20 protein-coding genes are annotated in these 23,047 nt (G+C 59.6%); 7 read left to right on the top strand and 13 right to left on the bottom strand.

Features of this window, described 5'->3' with window-relative positions:
* Positions 1-104 precede the first annotated feature (104 nt).
* Both CKW17_RS21070 and pobA read right to left on the bottom strand, forming a co-directional pair.
* Complete coding sequence (locus tag CKW17_RS21070; protein WP_095121376.1) at positions 105-1,622, bottom strand: MDR family MFS transporter; 1,518 nt, start codon at positions 1,620-1,622, stop codon at positions 105-107.
* Between the two features lie 79 nt (positions 1,623-1,701).
* Positions 1,702-2,886: a 4-hydroxybenzoate 3-monooxygenase gene (gene pobA / locus CKW17_RS21065; protein WP_371850965.1), complete on the bottom strand. Its 1,185-nt coding sequence runs from the start codon at positions 2,884-2,886 to the stop codon at positions 1,702-1,704.
* A 186-nt stretch (positions 2,887-3,072) separates the two neighbouring features.
* On the opposite strand from pobA, the gene CKW17_RS21060 reads away from it, so the two are divergent.
* Positions 3,073-3,957: a helix-turn-helix domain-containing protein gene (locus tag CKW17_RS21060; protein ID WP_095121373.1), complete on the top strand. Its 885-nt coding sequence runs from the start codon at positions 3,073-3,075 to the stop codon at positions 3,955-3,957.
* Between the two features lie 119 nt (positions 3,958-4,076).
* Here the strand turns inward: CKW17_RS21060 and CKW17_RS30425 are convergent, their stop codons facing one another.
* Entirely contained in the window at positions 4,077-4,253 is a 177-nt protein-coding gene (locus CKW17_RS30425; RefSeq protein WP_007912636.1) for a hypothetical protein, read from the bottom strand.
* A 218-nt stretch (positions 4,254-4,471) separates the two neighbouring features.
* Positions 4,472-5,377 carry a LysR family transcriptional regulator gene (locus CKW17_RS21055; RefSeq protein ID WP_218274250.1) on the bottom strand — a complete coding sequence of 302 codons (906 nt, stop codon included), beginning with the start codon at positions 5,375-5,377 and terminating at the stop codon, positions 4,472-4,474.
* 114 nt (positions 5,378-5,491) lie between these two features.
* Between CKW17_RS21055 and CKW17_RS21050 the strand changes: the two genes are divergently transcribed.
* Entirely contained in the window at positions 5,492-6,370 is an 879-nt protein-coding gene (locus CKW17_RS21050) for an MBL fold metallo-hydrolase (protein ID WP_095121370.1), read from the top strand.
* Between the two features lie 45 nt (positions 6,371-6,415).
* The gene (locus CKW17_RS21045) at positions 6,416-7,030 is read left to right on the top strand and encodes an NAD(P)-dependent oxidoreductase (RefSeq protein ID WP_095121368.1); all 615 of its coding nucleotides are present in this window, start codon (positions 6,416-6,418) and stop codon (positions 7,028-7,030) included.
* Between the two features lie 210 nt (positions 7,031-7,240).
* Here the strand turns inward: CKW17_RS21045 and CKW17_RS21040 are convergent, their stop codons facing one another.
* Positions 7,241-8,122 carry a LysR substrate-binding domain-containing protein gene (locus tag CKW17_RS21040; protein ID WP_095121367.1) on the bottom strand — a complete coding sequence of 294 codons (882 nt, stop codon included), beginning with the start codon at positions 8,120-8,122 and terminating at the stop codon, positions 7,241-7,243.
* Between the two features lie 229 nt (positions 8,123-8,351).
* Here CKW17_RS21040 and CKW17_RS21035 point away from each other — a divergent pair, with 229 nt between their 5' ends.
* Both CKW17_RS21035 and CKW17_RS21030 read left to right on the top strand, forming a co-directional pair.
* Positions 8,352-9,989 (top strand): 5-guanidino-2-oxopentanoate decarboxylase, encoded by a 1,638-nt coding sequence (locus CKW17_RS21035; RefSeq protein WP_095121366.1) that lies wholly within the window; start codon positions 8,352-8,354, stop codon positions 9,987-9,989.
* Positions 9,989-11,437 carry an aldehyde dehydrogenase family protein gene (locus CKW17_RS21030; RefSeq protein ID WP_176470105.1) on the top strand — a complete coding sequence of 483 codons (1,449 nt, stop codon included), beginning with the start codon at positions 9,989-9,991 and terminating at the stop codon, positions 11,435-11,437. Before CKW17_RS21035 ends, CKW17_RS21030 begins: the two co-directional genes overlap by 1 nt.
* A 67-nt stretch (positions 11,438-11,504) precedes the next feature.
* Here the strand turns inward: CKW17_RS21030 and CKW17_RS21025 are convergent, their stop codons facing one another.
* Positions 11,505-12,650 (bottom strand): integrase core domain-containing protein, encoded by a 1,146-nt coding sequence (locus CKW17_RS21025; protein WP_095121363.1) that lies wholly within the window; start codon positions 12,648-12,650, stop codon positions 11,505-11,507.
* Between the two features lie 264 nt (positions 12,651-12,914).
* On the bottom strand, positions 12,915-13,844 hold the full coding sequence (locus tag CKW17_RS21020; protein WP_016985290.1) for an AraC family transcriptional regulator: 930 nt from the start codon (positions 13,842-13,844) through the stop codon (positions 12,915-12,917).
* Between the two features lie 397 nt (positions 13,845-14,241).
* Between CKW17_RS21020 and CKW17_RS21015 the strand changes: the two genes are divergently transcribed.
* Both CKW17_RS21015 and CKW17_RS21010 read left to right on the top strand, forming a co-directional pair.
* Positions 14,242-14,595, top strand: a complete 354-nt coding sequence (locus tag CKW17_RS21015) for a putative quinol monooxygenase (protein WP_093430529.1) — start codon at positions 14,242-14,244, stop codon at positions 14,593-14,595.
* 43 nt (positions 14,596-14,638) lie between these two features.
* Positions 14,639-14,881 carry a hypothetical protein gene (locus CKW17_RS21010; RefSeq protein WP_095121361.1) on the top strand — a complete coding sequence of 81 codons (243 nt, stop codon included), beginning with the start codon at positions 14,639-14,641 and terminating at the stop codon, positions 14,879-14,881.
* Between the two features lie 4 nt (positions 14,882-14,885).
* On the opposite strand, the gene CKW17_RS21005 is transcribed toward CKW17_RS21010, so the two are convergent.
* From CKW17_RS21005 to CKW17_RS20980, 6 genes are all read right to left on the bottom strand, one after another.
* Positions 14,886-15,515 carry a flavin reductase family protein gene (locus tag CKW17_RS21005; protein ID WP_095121359.1) on the bottom strand — a complete coding sequence of 210 codons (630 nt, stop codon included), beginning with the start codon at positions 15,513-15,515 and terminating at the stop codon, positions 14,886-14,888.
* A gap of 258 nt (positions 15,516-15,773) precedes the next feature.
* A complete protein-coding gene (locus CKW17_RS21000; RefSeq protein WP_064119044.1) occupies positions 15,774-16,049 on the bottom strand; it encodes a hypothetical protein in 276 nt (91 codons plus the stop codon).
* A gap of 382 nt (positions 16,050-16,431) precedes the next feature.
* Complete coding sequence (locus CKW17_RS20995) at positions 16,432-17,751, bottom strand: MFS transporter (protein ID WP_007912608.1); 1,320 nt, start codon at positions 17,749-17,751, stop codon at positions 16,432-16,434.
* A 575-nt stretch (positions 17,752-18,326) separates the two neighbouring features.
* Positions 18,327-19,655 (bottom strand): sigma-54 dependent transcriptional regulator, encoded by a 1,329-nt coding sequence (locus tag CKW17_RS20990; protein WP_095121358.1) that lies wholly within the window; start codon positions 19,653-19,655, stop codon positions 18,327-18,329.
* Entirely contained in the window at positions 19,655-21,415 is a 1,761-nt protein-coding gene (locus tag CKW17_RS20985) for an ATP-binding protein (protein ID WP_095121356.1), read from the bottom strand. The genes CKW17_RS20990 and CKW17_RS20985 overlap by 1 nt, the downstream gene beginning before the upstream one ends.
* 83 nt (positions 21,416-21,498) lie before the next feature.
* Positions 21,499-23,047, bottom strand: a 1,549-nt coding sequence (locus CKW17_RS20980) for an RHS repeat-associated core domain-containing protein (RefSeq protein ID WP_141234585.1), incomplete at its 5' end; no start/stop codon positions are given.

The raw sequence follows: 23,047 nt of genomic DNA, 5'->3' as shown, positions 1-23,047 counted from the left end.
GAGCGAGCCTGCTCGCGAAGGCGTCGTCTCAGCCAACATCCTGGTTGAATGACATACCGCTTTCGCGAGCAGGCTCGCTCCCACAGGGTTTTGTGGTGTTGCGGTTATTTGGCGCCGTGCTCACGCCCGCGCAGCAGATTGTTCGGCATCGCAATCGCCGCTGCCAACCCGAGCAACGACACCGCCGCACCCACCCACAACAAATGCCGGAATGTCACCAGCAACTCCGCACGCAGGGCGTTCTGCGCATCCCCCGGTGCGGCGTTCAAACCATCGAGCAGAACGTTGCCCGAATGGCCCTCGCTCATCAGCGAACTGCTCGCCAGATGGGCGAAACTCGAATCCTGCAACAACGCCAGCAACAGCGCCGACATCAACGCCACGCCCACTGCGCCGCCTAGGGAGCGAAACAGATTGGTGGTGCTGGTCGCTACGCCGATGTCGCGTTGTTCCACCGAATTCTGTGTGCCGACCAGCGAAGTCGGGAACTGCATGCCGCTGGAAATACCGCAGAGCAACATGAACAGACCACTGACCAGTGTCGCCTCGGGCGGGCTGGACGCCATACCGAGAATCGCGATCGGCATCAGCAGAGCGCCGCTCAGAATCTGTGGTTTGTAACGCCCGGTGATCGACGTGCGCCGGCCGGCGAAAAATGCACCAATCGGCAACCCCATCGCCAATGGCAACAAGTGCAAAGCGGCGCTGTCAGCTCCGGCACCGGTCACGGTCTGAAAGCGCAGCGGCATCAGCACAATCAGCGAAATCGCCTGGAAACTGGTAAAGAAAATCGTGCACCAGCACAGCAACGCGTTGCGGTTGGCAAACAGGTGCATCGGCAGCAAAGGCTCCCGCGCCCGGCGCTCGTGCCAGACAAACACCGCCAGTACCACCACCGCACAGGCGAACAGGCCAAGCACTTCACCGCTGCGCCACGAATGACCCTGACCAACCTGAGTAATGCCCAGCAACAGGGCAGTGAGGCCGATGATCATCAACAACGTACCGAGGTAGTCGATGACTGGTTTGCGCTGCGGAATCGGCAGCCCGCGCAAGTTGCGCCGCGCCACCCACCAGGCACCGAGGCCCAGCGGCAGGTTGATCAGAAACACCCAGCGCCACGACAGGTATTCGGTCATGTAACCGCCGAGCACCGGGCCGGCGACACTGGCCACCGCGTACATGCTGCTGAAGTAACCCTGATAACGCCCGCGTTCACGCGGCGGCACGATATCGCCGATGATCGCCTGACTCACCGAAATCATCCCGCCGGCGCCGATGCCCTGAAGGATCCGCGCCAGCACCAGTTGCTCCATGCTCTGCGCCATGCCGCAAAACAGCGAGGCGAGGGTGAACAGGCCCATGCCGAACAGCATCAGTTTGCGCCGCCCGTACAAGTCACCGAGCTTGCCGTAGATCGGCACCGCCACGGTCATCGCGACCATGTACCCGGAAATCACCCAGGCCAGCAGGCTGACGTCCTTGAACTGCGCAGAAATGGCCGGCATCGATACAGCAACGATGGTCTGATCCAGCGCGCCAAGAAAGATCGCCATCATCAACGCGACCAGCACGCTGCGAATGGCCGGTTTGGGCGTTTCGGGGTGATTGAGATTGGTCACGGGCAAAACCTGCGGGCAGTGAGAGTCCCGCAGATCGTCAGGCGAGCGGGGATGCTCGCCAGTGTAAGTCGGTAGCAGGCTATTCGATAGCCTCATAAGGAAGCCCGACGTAATTTTCTGCAATGGTTTTTCGCCCCGCTTCTGAACTGACAAAGTAGTCCAGTTCCGAGGCGCTGATGCGTTGGCTGAAAGCGTCGTGATCATCGAAACGGTGCAGCATCGAAGTCATCCACCAGGAAAAGCGCTCGGCTTTCCACACGCGGCGCAGGCAGATTTCCGAGTATTTCTCCAGCAGATCGGTGCGGCCGTCGCGGTAAACCTTCAGCAGAATATTGAACAGCGTACTCACGTCACTGGCGGCCAGGTTCAAACCCTTGGCGCCGGTAGGCGGGACGATATGCGCTGCATCGCCGACCAGAAACATCCGCCCGTACTGCATCGGCTCGACGACGAAACTGCGCAGCGGCGCGATGCTTTTTTCAATTGACGGGCCGGTGACCAGTTTTTCGGCAAGCTCTACTGGCAGACGATTTTTCAACTCATCCCAAAAGCGCTGATCGCTCCAGTCATCGACATTTTCATCCGCCGGCACTTGCAGGTAATAGCGGGTGCGGGTGGCCGAACGCATGCTGCACAAGGCAAAGCCGCGTTCATGGCGGGCGTAGACCAATTCGTCATGCACCGGCGGCGTGTCCGCCAGAATGCCCAGCCAGCCAAACGGATAAACCCGCTCGAATACTTTCAGGCAATCGGTGGGAATCGACTGCCGCGCGACGCCGTGGAAACCGTCGCAACCGGCGATGTAGTCGCAGTCCACGCGCCAGGTTTCGCCGTCCTTTTCAAAGGTGACAAAAGCTTCGTCGCTTTTCATGCCATGAGGAACGACATCACGCGCCTGGTAAATCGTCGGTGCACCAGCCTCCCGACGAGCGGCCATCAGGTCGCGGGTGACTTCGGTCTGGCCGTAGATCATCACGCTCTTGCCGCCGGTCAATGCGTGCAGATCGATGTGCACCTGACGTCCGTCCAGGGCCAGATCGAAACCACCATGCACCAACCCTTCGGCGTCCATGCGCTGACTCACGCCAGCCTGACGCAACAGCTCTACCATGCCCTGTTCGAGCACACCGGCGCGGATGCGACCGAGGACATAATCGGGGGTCTGGCGTTCGAGGATAAGGGTATCGATGCCGGCGTTGTGCAACAACTGGCCGAGGAGCAATCCGGACGGACCGGCGCCGATGATGGCGACTTGGGTTTTCAGCGTTTTCATTGTTTTTATGACTCGCAAGCTTCACGCGGCCGAGACCGGTGAATGATTTTTATGGATCGAGTGCTTGCATTTTTCCCTTGCGGGTCTGTCAATTGAAGGTGAAAACTGAGCCGATACCTGTACATTCTGCCAATCGGTGCGATTATCGCCCACAACCCCGAGGCCTGGATTGAAGTGATGAACAAGCCTGAGCTGCCTTCGATTCCAGTGTTCAAGCTCTACGGTGAAAGCCTGGACTGGCCGACCCCTGACTTGCTGCACTGTGAAACCATTTCCTCCCGCAGTCGCGAACATGAATGGGAAATCAAACCCCACCGCCATGCTGATTTGTGCCAGTTACTCTTCGTCTTCAAAGGTCAGGCAGAGCTTGAGATCGAAGGACAACGCACGCAACTCCAGACCCCGGCGATTCAAGTGCTGCCACCGTTATCGGTGCACGGCTTTCGTTTTTCCGAAGACGTCGAAGGGTTCATCGTTACCCTCGCCACACCGCTGATCAACCACTTGCAGGCGCAACTGGGCGATTCGGTACATGCGCTGGCCAGCGCGGAAAACTACCCGGCAGGCAACGACGGCGATTACCTCAACAGCCTGTTCTCGGCGTTGCAGGCTGAGTACAACGGTCATCAACCAGCACGTGAAATGCTCATGCATTCGTTGGTCAGCGTGATCATGGTCTGGGTCAGCCGTCAGGCAATCGTGCGGCACAAAGCCAGTCAGCGTCCGCAGCGTCAGCGCGAATACCTCAATGGTTTTATTCAGTTGGTCGAGGAGACTTATCGCCAGCACGTGAAGGTCGAAGACCTCGCGCATCGACTGGGGATTTCGGTATCGCACCTCAACGGCACCTGCCGTGAGCTGGCCGGGCAACCGGCGTTGCAGATCATGCATGAACGGCAGTTATTGGAGGCCAAGCGCTTGCTGACGTACACCAGCATGACGATTTACGAGATGTCGGAACTGTTGGGGTTTTCCGACCCGACCAACTTCACGCGGCTGTTTCGGCGTAGGGTGGGAATATCGCCCAAGGCTTTCCGCGACAGCCTCAAGGCCGAGCACTGATCCACAGACACCACAACACCCCTGTAGGAGTGAGCCTGCTCGCGATAGCGGTGTGTCATACAGATAAAGTTTGACTGACACACCGCTATCGCGAGCAGGCTCACTCCTACAGTTGAATATCAGCGCAATGCATTCAGCGTGGCATTGTGCGGAATGCACCGCTCGAAGTTGCAGCTTGCATACTCGCGCGGCAACTGTCGCAACTGCTCGACCCGCCAGGCAGCGGTGCCGTACAGCGCCAGCGTGGCGGCGCAGGTAATGAAAATCGCGACGTACCTTCTTGTTTTGATGTTCATGGCGTTGACCTCTGAACGACATACCCTGCGGTATTACTTTCAGCATAGGTCAGCGCTGGGGAGTTGCCAGCGAGTGTGCTTGAGGATTTAACCCGCCATTCAGCACATCGATAGCCACTGTGGGAGCGAGCCTGCTCGCGAAAGCGGTGTCTCAGTTACTGAAAAGTTGGCTGAACGGACGCTTTCGCGAGCAGGCTCGCTCCCACAGGGGATTGGGTTTACAAGCCGATATCCCATTCGGGGTTTTCCGGGAATCTGAGCACCAGAAAATCCAGCATGCTACGCAGCGCCGCCGGCATGTGTTTGCGCGAGGCGTACACCGCGTAGATGCTCATCTGCCGCGGCTTCGCATGGGGCAGCAGTCGAACCAGTTCACCACTGTGAATATGTACCCCCGCCTGGTAGGTCGGCAGCATCGCCACCCCGGCGCCCGCCAATGTCGCGCGCAATAACGTGCTGGCTTCGTTGGCGCTGATGTTGCCCTGTACCGGCACCGAAACCGGTTCGCCATCCTCCTCGAAATGCCACAGGCTCTTGCCGAAATACGAGTGCGTCAGGCAGTTGTGCCGACTTAATTCCTCGACCCGTTGTGGCGCCGGCTGTTCTTGCAGATAAGCCGGCGCAGCGCAGACCACCGAACGACAAACGGTCAGGCGTCGGGCGATCAGGTTGGGGTCGAGATCGTTACTGGTGCGAATCGCCAGATCGATCCGCTCATCCACCAGATTCACCGTGCGATCGAGCATTTGCAGGTCGATGCTGACTCCGGGGTAGCGTTTGACGTAGGCGGCCATCGCATCCGCCAGTTGGGCCTGGCCGAACGAAGTGCTGACGCTGATCCGCAGCAGCCCGCGCGGGGCGTCGTGGGGTTCGCTGACGGCGGCCTGCATGTCCGTCGACAGTTCGATCATCTGCCGGCAACGCGGCAGGATTTCACTGCCGGCGGCGGTCAGGCTCAACTTGCGCGTGGTGCGGTGCATCAGGCGTGCGCCGACCCAGTCCTCCAGCTCCGCCAGATAACGCGAAACCACTGGTCGCGAAAGGTCCAGATGATCGGCCGCTGCCGACTGGCTGCCCAGATCCACGACGGTGACAAACACCCGCATTGCTTGGAGACGATCCATGATTTGCCCGCTTTCAGAAACAAACTATGTTCAAGCATCGCATTTTTTGTACTGAGTCAGGCAACTAAGCTCTGTCCCATCGCCAAGCATGGCATTCGGACACCGGAGCAACAGATGATCGGCTTCACCACACTCAAACGCGTTCTGCTCGCCACCGCTTCCCTGGGTTTCGCCGCGCATGCAGCGGCTGCCAACCTGACCCTCGATGTCTACAACCCGGGGACCAACGCGATTTTTCCGGTGACTTCGGTACTGGTCAGCGGCGAGAAAGACGCGATCCTCGTCGATGCGCAATTCGGCAAGTCCCAGGCTGAACAGGTTGTGGAAAAGATCCGCGCCAGCGGCAAGCACCTGACCACCATCTACATCAGCCACGGTGACCCGGATTACTACTTCGGCCTCGACACCCTGACTCAGGCGTTCCCTGACGCCAAGGTGCTGGCTTCGCAGCCGACCGTCGACCACATCAATAAAACCGTCGCCGGCAAACTGGCCTTCTGGGGCCCGAAAATGGGCGCCGACGTTCCGGCGAAAACCATCGTGCCGGGCGTGCTCAAGGGTGACAGCCTGATGCTCGAAGGGCAGAAATTGCAGGTCATCGGCCTCGACGGCAAACAACCGGATCGCAGTTTTGTGTGGATTCCGTCGCTCAAAGCCGTGGTCGGTGGTGTGGTTGTCGCCGAGAACATCCATGTTTGGATGGCTGACACCCAGACCGCGCAATCCCACGCCGACTGGCTGCAAACCCTGCACTCGATCGAAACCCTCAAGCCGAACACCGTGGTGCCGGGTCACTACCTGGGTGACAGCAACCATTCGCTGGCCAGCGTGAAATTCACCGCCGACTACATTAAGGCGTTCGACGCTGAAACCGCCAAGGCCAAAGACTCCGCCGCACTGATCGCCGCGATGAAAAAGCGTTACCCGACACTGGGCGAAGAAAGCTCGCTGGAGCTGAGCGCGAAAGTCGCCAAGGGCGAAATGCAGTGGTAAGTCGAATCTGAAAACGCAGCACTCTCAAGCCAACTGGAGAATGTCATGAGCAAGATCGTAATCATTGGTGCCACCGGCCGCGCCGGTAGCCAACTGCTGGAAGAAGCCCTGCGTCGTGGCCATAGCGTTACCGCTATCGCCCGCGATACCTCGAAGATCGGTGATCGTGCCGGTGTGGTCAGCAAGAATGTCGATGTGCTGGATGCCGCAGCGCTGCAAGACGCGGTGGCCGGTCATGATGTGGTGATCACCGCCGCGCATTTCGCGACTGTTCCTGCGAGCGCTATTGTTGGGCCAGTGAAGCAGGCGGGAGTGAAGCGTCTGTTGGTGGTTGGCGGTGCCGGTTCGCTGTTGCTGCCGGACGATACGCGAGTGATCGACAGTGCGGGTTTCCCGGCGGAGTACAAAGCTGAAGCCAGTGCCGGTGCTGCGTTTCTTGAGGCGTTGCGTCAGGAGCAGGATCTGGACTGGACCTTCCTGTCGCCGTCGGCAGAGTTTGTCGAAGGGGAGCGCACAGGAAGCTACCGAGCCGGCAAGGATCATTTGCTGGTGAGCGCTGAAGGGCGTAGCTGGATTACCTTTGCCGATTACGCGATTGCGTTGATCGACGAAGTGGAAACGCCGAAGCATTCGCGTCAGCGGTTTACTGTCGGGTATTGATATACAGCTTTACCCTCCCCCAGCCCTCCCGAAACGTCGGACCGCCCGGAGGGAGAGGGAGCCGACCGAGGTGTCTGGCGCTGTACATCGACCTGAAAAAACCAGTCGATTATGGATTCAAAGCCAATCGTTCAGGTCGCTGAACCTCTTCAATATCCCCCGGTCAGTCCCTCTCCCTCTGGGAGAGGGTTAGGGTGAGGGGAAACAGCTTCACCGCAAATGCGCCTGCTCAACCAACCAGATCATCAATTCTTCCAACTGCGGCGAAGGCTCGGTTCCCGCAGGCACGACGACGTAATACGCCAGCCCCGTCTTCACTTTCAACTCAAACGGCATCACCAGCCGTCCCGCGCGCAAGTCATCGCCGATCAACGACCAGTCACCAATCGCCACTCCCGTCCCGTGTGACGCCATCGACATCGCCTGATCCAGCGTTTCGAAATGCTGGCCGCTGCCGAGGTTGTTCAGCCGCAGCTCGGCCGCGTTCAGCCACACCGACCAATCCTGAATATCGTGAGTGGGGTGCAGCAGCAGATGCTGTTGCAGATCTGCCGGTGAATTCAGCGCTGGCGAACCTTTGAGCAAAACCGGTGAACAGACCGGCGTCAGTTGCTCGTCGAACAAGTGCAGTGCGCCCGGCGAGTTGTCCGGGGGCGGGCCGTAGATCACCGCGGCATCGAATTGCTCGCGCTGAAAGTCCACGCCGTGTTGCAGCGAGGCGGTGAGTTTCACCGGCACGTCCGGGCGTTCTTTTTGCCATTGCAGCAAGCGCGGCAGCAGCCAGCGCATCACGCAACTGGGCGCCTTGAGTTGCAGGGTTTCGCGCTGCAGGCCGATTTGCTCGGTGGCTTCGCTGATCAGGCCGAAGACTTTCTCCACACGCGGCATCCATTCACGTCCTTCGGCGGTCAGCGCCAGGCCACGGGCCAGACGGATAAACAGCGGATAACCGAGATGCGCCTCCAGCCCGGCGATCTGCCGGCTCACTGCGCCCTGGGTGATGTGCAACTGCTCGGCGGCGCGGGTGAAGTTGCAGCACTGCGCGGTGATCAGAAAGGTCTGCAGGGCGGGCAGGGGAGGCAGGCGTTTCATGAGGATCCAAGGTATGACGTGAGGACATGGCTAGTATGACTTTTAATCGATTGTTGCCGCTACCTGCCGACCGTTCCAATGAAGCCATGAAGGGCTCTTTGTAGGAGTGAGCCTGCTCGCGATAGCGGTGAGTCAGTCACCGCAATGTTGAATGTACAGACGCCATCGCGAGCAGGCTTACTCCTACAGAAAGGCTCTGTGTCTTCAGCGAGCGAGAAGGGCAATCGACATGGCAACGTGTGGCGAAGTACTGGTCAAGTTACTCGAAGGTTATGGGGTCGAGCAGGTGTTCGGCATTCCCGGGGTGCACACCGTGGAGCTGTATCGCGGGCTGGCGCGTTCGAGCATTCGTCACGTCACCCCGCGGCATGAGCAGGGCGCCGGTTTCATGGCTGACGGCTACGCGCGCACCGCTGGCAAACCGGGTGTGTGCTTCATCATCACCGGCCCGGGCATGACCAACATCACCACCGCGATGGGTCAGGCGTACGCCGATTCGATCCCGATGCTGGTGATCTCCAGCGTGCAATCGCGCAGTCAGTTGGGCGGTGGGCGCGGCAAGCTGCATGAATTGCCGAATCAGAACGCACTGGTCGCAGGTGTTGCGGCGTTCTCGCATACCTTGATGTCCGCCGCTGAATTGCCGGTAGTGCTGGCGCGTGTTTTTGCCTTGTTTCAGGCCGGTCGCCCACGTCCGGTACACATCGAAATTCCGTTGGACGTGCTGGTCGAAAACGCCGATGAATTGCTCGCCAGCGTACCGGTCAATATCGACCGCGCCGGCGCTGCGCCAGCGGCCGTCAAACGCATGAGCGAGCTGCTGGCCGAAGCCAGACGTCCGTTGATTCTTGCCGGTGGCGGTGCCATCGACGCCGCGCCGGAACTGACCCGACTTGCCGAGTTGCTCGACGCGCCGGTGGCGCTGACGATCAATGCCAAAGGCATGCTGCCGGGCAACCATCCGCTGCTGATCGGCTCGACCCAGACGCTGGTTGCCACCCGCGCGCTGGTCGCCGATGCCGATGTGGTGTTGGCCATCGGCACCGAACTGGCCGAGACCGATTACGACGTCACTTTCGCTGGCGGTTTCGAGATTCCCGGCAAACTGTTGCGCATCGATATCGACGCCGATCAAACCGTGCGCAACTACCCGCCGCACCTGGCACTGGTGGCCGATGCGCGCAACGCCGCGCAAGCGTTGTTGAACATGCTGTCGCAGGAAAAACTCGGCGAGCGCAGCAGCGATTGGGGTCAGGCCCGCGCCGGCAAACTGCGCGCCGAACTGGCCGCGAGCTGGGACGCACCGACCCTCGCGCAAACCCGCTTCCTCGACACCGTACTCGATGAGCTGCCCAACACCGTATTCGTCGGCGACTCGACGCAACCGGTGTACACCGGCAACCTGACGTTCAACCCGGATCATCCGCGCCGCTGGTTCAATGCCTCGACCGGTTACGGCACGCTCGGCTACGCCTTGCCGGCAGCGATTGGTGCGTGGCTCGGTGGTCAACTCGACGAAGGCGCGCGCCCTGCGGTGGTGTGCCTGATCGGCGACGGCGGCCTGCAATTCACCCTGCCGGAACTGGCCAGCGCCGTCGAAGCGCGGGTGCCGGTGATCGTCCTGCTGTGGAATAACCAGGGCTACGAAGAGATCAAGAAGTACATGGTCAACCGCGCCATCGAGCCGGTCGGCGTCGATATCTACACCCCGGATTTTGTCGCTGTGGCCAAGGGCCTCGGCTGCGCGGCTGAAGCGATCAGCAGCATCGAACAACTGCGCAGCGCGTTGCGTAGCGCAAGCGATCGTCAGGGCCCGACCCTGATTGAAATCGACCAGAACCAGTGGATGCAGGCGGTGGCGCAATGATCAGTTTTCCAACCACACTCGACGGCCTCTACATCAACGGCCAATGGTCGGCCGGCCGCGAACATCTGCGGGTGATCAACCCGGCCACCGAAGCGCTGCTGACCACGGTCAATGGCGGTGACGAGCACGCCGTCGACCAAGCCGTTGCGGCCGCCAGCGAAGCTTTCAAGAGCTGGTCGCAAACCAGTGGTGCCGAGCGCGGCGCAATCCTGCGCAACATCGCCAATGGTGTGCGCAACGGTCGCGAGCACTTGATGAAACTGCAATCGTGCAACAACGGTAAACCGCAGTTCGAAGCGGCGATCGATGTCGATGACGTGATCGCCACATTCGAGTACTACGCTGAACTCGCCGAAGGCCTCGACGCGAAACAGGACAGCAACGTGCCGCTGCCCAGCGATGATTTCAGCGCACGTCTGCGCCGCGAACCGTGCGGAGTGGTCGGGCTGATCGTGCCGTGGAATTTCCCCATGGTCACCACGGCGTGGAAACTCGCGCCGGCGTTGGCGGCGGGTTGCTGCGTGGTGCTCAAACCTTCGGAAGTGACACCGCTGCCGGAACTGGAACTGGCGGCGATCATCGCGGAATCGGGTCTGCCGAACGGCGTGTTCAACCTCGTCTGCGGCACAGGTTTGGCGGTCGGTGCGCCATTGTCGGCGGATCCGCGCATCGCCAAAATCTCCTTCACCGGCAGCAATGCGGTCGGCGTGCAAGTGATGCAGCGTGCGGCGGAAACGGTGAAGGGCGTCAGCCTGGAGTTGGGCGGCAAATCTTCGCTGCTGGTGTTGGCGGATGCTGATCTCGATCTGGCGCTTGAGCTGGCCTGTGGCGGTGCGTTTTTCAATGCCGGGCAGATGTGTTCGGCGACCAGCCGTGTGCTGGTGGCTGATGAGCTGGAAGAGGAATTCCTCCGTCGCTTGCAGAAACGTGCGCAGGCCATTCGTGTGGCCGATCCGTTCGATGCGGAGGTGGAAATGGGTGCGCTGGTCAATCAGGCGCAGTACCAGCGAGTGCTTGGGCACATCGACCGTGGACTCAGCGCGGGTGCGCGTTTGCTTTGCGGCGGCAATCGCCCGGCGGACCTGCCACGCGGCTACTTTTTGCAGCCGACCGTGTTCACCGACGTGCCGCTGGACAGCGCGCTGTGGTGTGAAGAGATTTTCGGGCCGGTGCTGTGTGTGCGCGGTTTCAGTAGCGAAGCCGAGGCGATTGCGCTGGCCAATGACACGCCGTTTGGTTTGGTAGCCAGTGTGGTGACGAGCGATGCTGCTGCGGCGGATCGCGTGGCCAATGCCTTGCAGGCGGGGATGGTGTGGATCAATGCGCCGCAAGTGATTTTCCCGCAGGCGGCGTGGGGCGGGTACAAGCAGAGCAGTATTGGCCGCGAGCTGGGGCCTTGGGGGTTGGCGGCGTTTCAGGAGATCAAGCATGTGATCCGGGCGGGGTAAAAGCCGACCCTCACTGTAGAGACCGGTACATCCTTTACAAATTAGACCGGGGACATCGTTTACACCTTTACAGGCTTGAAACGCGTTTTGCGCCGCTTTCAAGCCTGCCTAAACAGTGGCTGCAAAGGTACAGTTCCCAAGCGTCATCAGCCACTTCCTTCAGCGCGATGTCCTCTCCAATCAGAGCCTCTCCTAGAAAAATCAGCTGTCCTTTCCATTTAATTTCCCCATTTGACCGAACCTTGCGTACTTCAACATCGGAACCGTATTCAAGAGCAGGCAAGTAACCGGGATAAGCGCGTGTCGACGGGCTATAGACAGATGCCGGCGGTTTCATGCCCAGCGCGGTGTGTGGTCGGTGGTGGTTGAAGTCTTGGATGAATTCCTGAAAAGCCAACTGCTGGCGCACCAGGTTTTCCGCCGGTGGCACTGCTGCCTTTAGCGTTCGATGCATCCGTTCATGTCGACCATTTTGGTCGGGACGGCCAGGCGTAATCGTTTCGACATGGATCCCAAGTCTGATGAACCAAACCGATAACTTCGAAAGTCGCGCCAGACCTGTCGATGCGAAAGGAGCTCCATTGTCAGTGCGGATCACATCTGGCAGCCCATATTCTCGAAAAGCCCACTCGAAGCCTTCCCGCGTCGGCGCTCCGTGCGTACTGGGCAAAGCGCGACAGACGAATAAAAAGCGGCTCATCTGATCGGTAATGGTCAGTGGATAGCACCAATTACCGTCCTGCATTTTGAACTGCCCTTTGTAATCAGCACACCAAGTCTGGTTGGGCGCGTCGACCGGACGCAAATGTGTTGGAGCACGGGGACGCGGGGGATACGGCCGTCGCGCCACCACCAAACCAGCTTTCTTCAACCACTCCCCGGCGGTACTCGCCGCCGGCCATTGGATATGCGGATCGGAATCGCGCAGGCGACCAATGATCTGCTTGGGTCCCCGATCGGGATGTTCGTTTTTCTTGGCCAGCAGCGTGGCAATGATTTCGTCGGGCGTTTGATGAGGACAGTTCAACGGCTTGCGCGATTGCTCTTTCAAGCCATCTACGCCCAACGCTGCGTATCGTTCCAGCCACTTGTCGATGGTTGGACGGCTGACGCCATAGCGCCGGCTTAATTGGCTCTTGGTGTAGCTGCCGCTGAGCCAATCGCTAATTAACTTCACTCGTTGATCCATTGGGGACTCTTGTTTCCAGGGCATGGTCAGCACCTCCTGACCATGATTGATACCTGTAAACCATGTCCCCGGTCTCAAACGTAAAGGATGTACCCGGTCTTTACCCACCCCAGCCCTCTCCCGGAGGGAGAGGGGGCCGACCGAAGTTTCTGGCGCTGTCCATCGACCTGAAAAATCGAGTTGATTATGGATTCAAAGCCAATCGTTCAAGTCGGTGAATCTCTTGAATATCCCCCAATCAGTCCCCTCTCCCTCCGGGAGAGGGTTAGGGTGAGGGGCTTCTACCGGTCACACCGAAAGTCGCAACCGCGCCAGATCCCTTAACGGCGGCGCACCGAACAACCGACTGTATTCGCGACTAAATTGCGACGGACTTTCATACCCGACGCGATACCCCGCCGCCGACGCTTCTAACCCTTCAGCCAGCATCAACCGCCGCGCTTCCTGCAAACGCAACTGCTTCTGATACTGCAACGGACTCATCGCCGTCATCGCCTTAAACCGGTGATGCAACGTCGACACACTCAAATTCACTTCCTTGGCCAGATCATCAATGCGCAACGGCTGTTCAAAGTTGCCGTTCAACCATTTGATCGCCTGGCTGATGCGATGACTCTGACTGTTGGCAATCGCGATTTCATACAAGCGATGCCCCTGCGGGCTGCGCAGCAGGCGATAAAGAATCTCCCGGCGAATCAGCGGCGCGAGCATGGCGATGTCTTTCGGCGCGTCGAGCAGACGCGCCAGACGCAACACCGCATCGAGCATCGAACTGTCGATCTGCTCGACATACAAACCGCGCCCGGTCGGCCGGGTCGGCACGCCCATGGGACCTGCGTCGGCGATCAGTGCGGTGATTTCTGTCGGGTCAATATCCAGGCGCACGGCGAGGATCGGATCCTCCGGCGAAACGTTGACCACGCGCCCGCTCAGCGGCATCGAAACCGAGACCACCAGATAATTCAGCGGGTCGTAATTGAAGTACTCGTCGGCCAGCCGCACCTCTTTGCGTCCCTGCGCCATGATGCACAGCGCCGGTTGCGCGAGCACCGGGGCGAAGTCGTGGGACTGGGTGTGGCGCGACATGAACAGCGAGCCGATGGCGGTCTCGTAGCTGCCATCGTCGGTGGTGTTGCGGCGGATTATCGCCGCCAGTTCCGCACGCTGTTTTTCCATGTCAGCGCTGGGTTCGGCTTGAAAACGATCGAATGACGTCATGCACGGCATCCTCGGCAGGGGAGGTGGAATGGAGCAGAGCATATGTTTGTGCAAGCGCCAGCGGTAGACACATCCTGCGAAATGCTTGCCTGATTCTGCCCCGGGGTGTTCCCGCGCTTGTCGCGATCCAACCCTGTAGGAGCTGCCGAAGGCTGCGATCTGTTGATCTTCAAGGCAAAATCAAAAGATCGCAGCCTTCGGCAGCTCCTACACAAAACGCGTATGACAACCGTGTGACGCAGTTTTACAGGTTGTTACAGGTTCTGCGCGCAGTCTCGCAGGATTGTGCAACGCGGCGGCAGGAATCGACTAACGGCGGCCGGCGTGCTGCCCTTAACCTTTGATCCTGTCGCAGCCCGTCCCCCGGCTGCCACGCGACTCCCTGGGAGGGTTGAACATGTCCAAGCAGATTCCCGTCAGCCATATGGCCTTCGTTCGAGCGCGCGCCGGGCGTTCGGCGGAACTCGGCGTACGCCTGAGCGCGTTGATCGAGCCGTCCCGCGCCGCCCCCGGTTGCCTGAGCTTTGCCTTGCAGCATTCGCAGTGTGATCCCGAGTTGTGGCTGGTCTCCGGGTTCTGGAGCAGTCAGCAAATGATGACCAACTATTTCAACAGCCCGTCGATGGAAATCTTCGCCGAGCTGGTGCAGGAACTGGTGGTCAACAGCCTCGACTTCCACACTTTCAAGGACGTGTCGGCGGCGCAAGCCCTCGGTCAATGCCCGGCGCCGGTACACAAACTCGTCGGTTGAGGGTTTAATGTCCGGCTTGTTTGTCTGAGCCGGGATATGTGACATGGCACGTAAAGAGTTCGAACACTTCGAAGCAGTTTCCGCAGTCGTCCCCGTCGAGTTGGGCGGCAACAAGGGCTATCACGCGGCAATCGCGGTCAAGGCCCTGGTCGATGGCGGTGCACCACGCTTTCACAAACTGCTGAATGATCAGGTCTTCCCCGGCGCCATCGCCGCCGATGAGGCTGCCATCAATGAGCTGGATAACCTCAAAGGCGTCACCGAAGAAGCCGAGTTGATCTGGTAACGGGTTACTTGGTGGCGCCCGGACGCCACATCTTGAACAGGGCCTCAGGCCCCAGCTGGAAGTAATCCGCCGGCCCGCCGCCGCGCAGAATCGGTTCTGCCGCGGCGGTGTCGTAGATGCCGTCCTTCAACAGCCATTTGGCGATGTGCACGGCGACCACTTCGCCGAGGATCAGCCAGCTCGGCACGGTTTCGCCATCGGCGCGCTGCAACTGAATGATCTGCGTGACCTTGCACTCGAAGGACACCGGGCTTTCGGCCACGCGCGGCACCGAAATCACCTTCGACGCAACAGTCGTCAATCCCGCCAATTCAAACTCGTTGACCTCAGGCGCGACCATCGCGCAGCTCTGGTTCATCTGCTCGGCCAGTGGTCGGGTGGCGAGGTTCCAGACGAATTCGCCGGTCTGCTCGATGTTGTTCAGGCTGTCTTTGCGCCCGACGCTGGAAAAACCAATGATCGGCGGAATGTAGTTGAAGGCGTTGAAGAAACTGTACGGCGCCAGGTTCAACTGGCCGTTGGCATCCTGTGAAGAAATCCAGCCGATCGGGCGCGGACCGACGATGGCGTTGAACGGATCGTGGGGCAGACCGTGGCCGTTGGCGGGTTCGTAGAAGTGGATGTCATCGGGCATGGTGGGTGAATTCCTGATGCTGAGTTTCGGATGCAGCCATAGTGCAAGGACGCCCCGCATATTTCCAGCCAGACGCAAAAACCGTGTAGGAGTGAGCCTGCTCGCGATAGCGGTGTGTCAGTTGATAGATGTTTGACTGACCCGCCGCTATCGCGAGCAGGCTCACTCCTACAAGGGTTTGTGTGGAATTCAGAAATCTTCATCCCCCAGAAATGACTAAGCCCGGCAAAGGCCGGGCTGTGAGAGGACTGCTGATACTTAGCTGATGGCAGCAGCAGTGCCGGTTTTATCGAAGCCGTCAGCCGCGACCGTTTTACCCAGGTTGGTTTTGTCGAAACCATCGGCAGCAACAGCTTTGCCAATATTGGTTTTATCAAAACCGTCAGCGGCATAAGTGCCGGTGTGGCTGGTTTCGATGGCGGCGCTTGCGCCGTTGATGAAGTCGGCGGATTTGGTTTTGTCCGAGCCGTCGGCGGCGAAGGTATTGGCGGCCAGTACGGACAGGGTCAGGGCGAGGATCAGTTTGGTTTTCATGTCGGTTACTCCAGATTCGTTGGCGGGTGTGTCTTGCATGGGTTTAATGCTACGCCAACTAAATTGATTAAAAAGCGCAAATTAATGCTATAAACAATCGATTAACTTGATGTTAAGGGCGGCGCATTGAATTCGCTTTCGTCGTCGAAGCGAGCGTCGCGCAGGTCATCGATCAGGTGATTGCACAATGAAGGGGCAGCATTAATTAGCGATTAATCGCTTGGCGGCGGATGTGAGGAATTATTCATGCAGGTCTGGATAACGCGGTGACCCCAATCGCGAGCAGGCTCACTCCTACATTTGGAATGTTTTCCCCTGTAGGAGTGAGCCTGCTCGCGATAGGGCCAGAACAGCCACCATTGCAGTGGCTGTGAACACCTGATCAGTCAGTAACGATGCGCGAGTGCTTCTGGGTGTCTTTCATGGTGATGTACACCAGCAACGACACCGCGATGCACGCCGTTACGTACCAGTAGTAACCGGTTTCCATGCCGATGCTCTTGAACCACAGCGCGATGTATTCAGCGGTACCGCCGAAGATCGACACGGTCAGTGCGTACGGCAGGCCGACGCCCAGGGCGCGGATTTCGGTCGGGAACAGTTCGGCTTTCACCACGGCGTTGATCGAGGTGTAGCCGCTGACGATGATCAGTGCCGCCATGATCAGGAAGAACGCGCCCCACCAGGTCTGGATGGTGTGCAGGGTCATCAGGATCGGCACGGTGAAGATCGTCCCCAGTACACCGAAGGCGATCAGGATCGGACGACGGCCGATCTTGTCCGACAGGCCGCCGATGATCGGTTGCAGGCACATGAACAGGAACAGCGTGGCAGCAGAAATGGTGGTGGAGTCGGAGATGCTCATGCCGACGGTGTTCACCAGGTACTTCTGCATGTAGGTGGTGTAGGTGTAGAACGCGAGGGTGCCGCCCATGGTCAGGCCGACCACGGTCAACAGCTCTTTGGGGTGGCGCATCAAGGTGCGCATGGCGCTTTCCTTGGACTTTTCTTTCTTGGTGAACGACTCGGTTTCTTCCATGCCGCGACGCAGGTACAGCGCCACGACCGCACACAGCGCGCCGATGGCGAACGGGATACGCCAGCCCCACGCGTACAGCTGTTCAGTGGTCAGCACGTTCTGCAGCACGATCAGCACGCCCAGCGCGATGAGCTGGCCGGAGATCAGGGTCACGTACTGGAAGCTGGAGAAGAAGCCGCGACGTTCCTTGGTCGCCATCTCCGAGAGATAGGTCGCCGAGGTGCCGTATTCGCCACCGACCGACAGGCCTTGCAGCAGTCGGGCGAACACCAGCAGGATCGGTGCGCCGATGCCGATGGTTTCATAGTTTGGGCTGAGGGCGATCAGCAGCGAACCGAAGCACATCAGGTAGACCGACGCCATCAGGGCTTTTTTACGGCCGACCTTGTCGGCGTACATGCCCATCAGCCAGCCACCGATCGGACGCATCAGAAAGCCGACGGCGAAAATCGCAGCGGTGTTCATCAGTTGGGCAGTGGTGGAACCGGCAGGGAAAAAGGTTTTGGCGAAGTACAGGGAGAAGGCGGCATACACATACCAGTCGTACCACTCGACCATGTTGCCGACGGAACCGCTGAAGATCGATTTGATCCGGCTGGCGGTGGTTCTTTCTTTGGCCGGCACGGCAGCCGACCCAAGTGGCAGGGCGTTGGAGTTATCCATTGAAGGATCCTTCGTTTAATTGTTTTTGTGGAGCGCGTCGAAACGCAGCCTGCGAGGGCTATAGCAGGAGGTGTGCCAACGGGGGGAGGGCCGGTTTAGAGGGGGTGGCAGGCGCGGCTGAGCGGGATATCGCCGAAGGATCTGGTTTGATGAGCGGATTTCCGCTTATGGGGGCGAAGATCAAAAGCCCCTCACCCTAGCCCTCTCCCGGGGGGAGAGGGGACTGACCGAGTGGATTATCCGAGGTACACCGACCTGAAATACCGAGTCGAACTCAGGTTTCGAAAAGCATGAAGATCGGCTCCCTTTCCCCCTCGCCCCCCTGGGGGAGAGGGCTGGGGTGAGGGGGATGGATTTCAGCCACACCATAAATCCCGACCCTGCCTCACTCAGTCTCTCAGGGGGAGAGGGGACTGACCGAGTGGATTGTTCGAGTTGCACCGACCTGAGATATCGAGTCGAACTCAGGTTTCGAAAAGCATGAAGATCGGCTCCCTTTCCCCCTCGCCCCCCTGGGGGAGAGGGCTGGGGTGAGGGGGATGGATTTCAGCCACACCAAAAATCCCGATCCTGCCTCACTCAGCCAAAAACATCTCCCGACTCAACCCATGCCGCTGCATCTTTTCATTGAACGTACGGCGCGGTAGTTGCAACTCTTCCAGCACCGCTTTCACATCGCCCTTGTGCCGGGTCAGCGCCGCGCGCAAACACTGCGCCTCAAACGCCTCCTGCTGCGCCGCCAGCGATTGCCCCGGATCAATCCCCGGTGCCGGCTCATCCAGCCCCAGCACTTGACGTTCGGCAACGTTCGCCAGTTCGCGCACGTTGCCCGGCCAGTCGTGGCTGAGCAGATGACTCAACTGCGCGCCACTCAAGGGTGGAAAGGTGCGCCCCAGGCGTTCAGCGGCATTCTGGGCGAAGGTTTCGAACAGCAGCGGAATGTCTTCGCGGCGATCGCGCAACGGTGGCAAACGCAGTTCGGCAACGTTCAGGCGATAGGCCAGATCCTCGCGAAACCGCCCGGCCCGAGCTTCATCGAGCAGATCCGGTTTGGTCGCCGCGACAATCCGCAGATCGACGCGAATGCTCTGGTTCGAACCCAGCCGTTCAAGCTTCTGCTCCTGCAACACCCGCAGCAGTTTCACCTGTTGGGCCAGCGGCATGCTTTCGATTTCATCGAGAAACAGCGTGCCACCGTCGGCGTATTCCAGTTTGCCGATGCGCTTGCCCGAGGCGCCGGTAAATGCACCGCTCTCATGACCGAACAATTCCGCCTCAAACAGCTGTTCAGGAATCGCCGCGCAGTTCAGTGCTACAAATGGCTTGGCCGCGCGCGGGCCAAAATCATGCAGGCAACGCGCGACCAGTTCCTTGCCGCTGCCGGTTTCACCACGGATCAACACGTTGACCGGCAGCGTCGCCAGATCCAGCACCTGCCGGCGCAACGTCTGCAAACCACGGGACACGCCGAGCAACGTCGCATCGAGTTTTGCGCGGTTATCAGCCTGTTCGTGCAGAGCCCGGTTCTCCAGAATCAGACGGCGTTTGTCCAGCGCCCGGCGCAAACTGCCGAGCAGTGTTTCCGGGCTGAACGGTTTTTCCAGAAAGTCGTAGGCACCGTCGCGCATTGCCTCGACGGCCATCGGTACGTCGCCATGGCCGGTGAGCAGAATCACTGGCAGATCGGCATCGCGTTTCTGCACTTCGGCCAATAACGCCAGGCCGCCCATGCCGGGCATGCGCACGTCGCTGAGGATCACTCCGGCAAAGTGCGCGGGCAGGGCGGCGAGGCAGTCTTCGGCGCGGCTGAACAACTGCACCTCGAAGCCTGACAGGCTCAGCCACTGCTCGACGGCGCTGCGAATGCTGCTTTCGTCATCGACCACCATCACTGAATTGAGCATCAGATGTGTGCCTCCAGATCGATTGGCAAAGTCAGGCTGAACACCGCGCCGCTGTCGCCATTTTCAGCACTCAGACGGCCGCCGGATTCATGCACGATAGCGAAGGATACCGCCAACCCGAGGCCCAGGCCGTCACCCACCGGTTTAGTAGTGAAGAACGGATCGAACACCTGGCCCAAATGGTCTTCGGCAATCCCGCCGCCATTGTCGCTGACGTTCAGACGCCACAATTGTTCATCGGCTTCCAGACGGATTTCCAGACGTTTGCAGGGTTTGCCCTGCATCGCATCGAGGGCGTTGCGCAGCAGGTTGATCAGCACCTGCTCCAGGCGAATCGCATCACCGCGCACCCATGCCGGACGCGTCAGGTGCAGCACCAGACTGACCTGTTCGTCGCGCAGCCGTGCATCGAGCAACTGCAGGGATTGATCAACCACCGTCGCCAGATCCAGCCGCTCGCGCAAGCCGCTGGGGCTTTTGCGCGCGAAGGTCTTGAGGTGGCCAGTGAGGGCAGCCATGCGCGTGAGCATTTCGTCGACCGGTTTCAACGCTTTATAGGCATCGTCTACGCGGCCATGCTCGAGCAGCAGACGCAGGGTCGCCAGTTGCATGCGCTGAGCGGTCAGCGGCTGATTGATTTCATGGGCCAGCGCAGCGGACATCTGCCCCAGCGCGGCGAGTTTGGCCGATTGCACCAGACCGTCCTGCGCGGTGCGCAAATCGCGGGTGCGTTCTTCCACCAACTGTTCAAGTTCCTCGCGGTTGCGCTGACGGATTTTCGACAGGCGCCAGCGCTGGTTGAGAAACAGCAATAGAAACACCAGCGCCAGCCACACCCCGGCGGCGGCCAGCCCGGCGTTGCGCAGGTCTTCGAAGGCCACTTGCGGATGACGCAGCAGGTGCAGGGTCCAGCCTTCGGCGCTCAGGGGCAGCGATTCCCACAGATAATCCGCCGTGCCTTGCGGGCCTTCGACGCGGCGCAGATCGCTGTTGTCATCGAAGCGGCGCAGCGACAAGTGGGTCAAGGGCAGCAGCGACTGTTTGTCGTACTGGCGCGTAGCTTTGATCTCGGCCATGTCGCTGGCGCTCAACGGCCGCAACGCGCGATAACGCCAGCCGGGTTGGTTGGCGATGAAGATGATCCCGCGTGCATCGCTGACCAGCAGCGTGTCATTGCCTTGGCTCCATTCCCGTTCCAGCTCGGGAAACTCCAGTTTGACCACCATCGCGCCGAGGAACTCGTCGTGGTCGCCGAGTACCGCACTGGAGAGGAAATAACCGGGAATCCCGCTGGTCACGCCCACTGCATAAAAACGCCCGGTGCCTTGGGTGCGGGTCTGACTGAAGTAGGGGCGGAAACCATAGTTGTGGCCGACGTAACTGCTCGGCAGGCGCCAGTTGCTCGCGGCCACGGCGAGGCCCGTGTGGTCGAGCAGTTCAAGGGTCGAGGATTGCGCCGCGCCGTTGATCTTTTCCAGTTTCAGATTCAGCGCCGCTTGTTCATCTGCATCGACGGGGCCGGCCAGTGCCGAACGCAATTGCGGATCCAGCGCGAGCACGGCGGGCAGGGCGCGGTAGCGATCGATCAAGGTGTGCAACGAATTGGCATACAGCGCCAGTTGCTGGTTGGCGCGGGCGGCGTCCTCTTCCAGTGCCTGGCGTTCGGCGTGACGGATCGCCAGGGTCGCGGCGAGCGCGGTACCCGCGATGATCAGCAGGGTATAAAACGACAGACGCACAGTACGGGAAGTCGGCAGCATGCTGGGCAAACGGATGGCAGTCGGGCGGGCACGATAGCATGCCGGCAGGCGGGAACATTGTCCCCGCTCAGAAAGCCGCCCATTTACGCGGCGGCGCTGTGAGCAGTTCTGTGCTTTTGCACCGTTAACGCCAGACCGTGGAGCATGTCGGTGATGCGGGCTGTTTCCTCGTCCAGATCGTTGAGGTCAACGCCGTTCAAGCTTGTCCTGCCAAGTGCGTGAGCATACTCATGGACCGTGTCGTTACTCGCCTCGATAGCCTGTGCAAGCCCGAGAATTTTCCCTTCGAATGCAAGCATTTTTTCGCTGGATTTTCCAGAGATGGCCTTAGCCGTTTCATTGACAATTTCCGGCAACGTCCATAACGCCGCGGCTCCGCTAGCGATGGCGCCGGCCGCTGCGGGAGGTAGTGAATTCAGGGTTTTGTTCACACCCGCCGACGTTAGCTGAGCGCCCACCTCCTTCACCAACTTGAGTGCGGATTTTTTGTCGCGGGGAATCAAGCCCTGGAGTTTGGCGTTTAAATACTCAAGTGGCTGCATTTGTTTGTGTTGGGCTCTCTCGATAATAGTGTTCGCTGACACTTTGGAGGTTTTCAAATTGACCGACGCGCTCAGTCCGGTTCTTTCGGCCGCGTAGTCGATGAGCGCGCTGACCCCGATTTTTGCGGCGAAGCCCATCCCTGCGCCTATCACGTTGCCGACACCGGGTGCCGCTGCGCCGAGTGCCTGAGCACCGATACCGACCGTTAGACCGACGCCATAACTGAGTGCTTTGCTTGCGACAAATACCAGCGTTCTGCGTGTTGTCGCCAAGGCAATGTCGCTGCCCGAACCCATTCTGTCGAGTTGCTTTGCGGCATCGCTTGTGCGGCGCTGGGTGATCCCGAGGATTTCAATGTGCTGCATCATCTGATCATTCATTTGGCGGGCCATACGCTTTTCTGCAAGGCGCTGTGCATTTCTGGCATAGCTCGTATTTTGCGAAGCAATGATGCGATCCGTTCCGGCATTGATCTCGTCCAAAAACGGCAACCTGGTTTCCCCGTTGACGTCGACATGGCCAATCGGATCGTTGCCGACGAAGGCGTAGAGATTCAGCCCATCCACTTCGCCTGCCGGGTCCGCGCTGATCCAGCGTTGCAGCCACGGCGCGTAATAGCGCGCGCCGTAGCAGTACAAACCGCTGATATCCATTTCCTTGCCGGAATAACGGATAAACCGGTAACCGACTTCAACCACCGGGTCGGCCGCCATCCACGCCGTTGCGCCGAACGGGTAGTAGCCTTCCTGGCTGATGATCCGGGCACGTTGATCCAGTTCTATCGTGCATGAACCCAGATGGTCACCGAGGCTGTAGCGCAGTTGATTGTCTTCGATATCTTCGGGTGGTTTTTTCGCCCAATGCAGGCAACGCGCACCGCCCACACTGATGACGTGCAGTTCTTCGCAGTTGTCCTTGGTGCGGATTTCCAGGCCCGGCAGGTAGCGCACCTGATGAAAGTGCACAGCGCTGTCGGTGTACGTTTCATGGCGTTTGAACACCCGCACGCCCTGGCTGTAACGGTAGTGTTCGGCGTCGTCATCAGTGCCGTCTCGGGCAATCAGCGTCACGCGTTGCAGCTCACCCCGT

The organism is Pseudomonas sp. Irchel s3f10 (assembly GCF_900187515.1).
GTDB classification, from domain to species: Bacteria; Pseudomonadota; Gammaproteobacteria; order Pseudomonadales; family Pseudomonadaceae; genus Aquipseudomonas; species Aquipseudomonas tensinigenes.
This window is presented reverse-complemented; position numbering and strand designations above follow the sequence as displayed.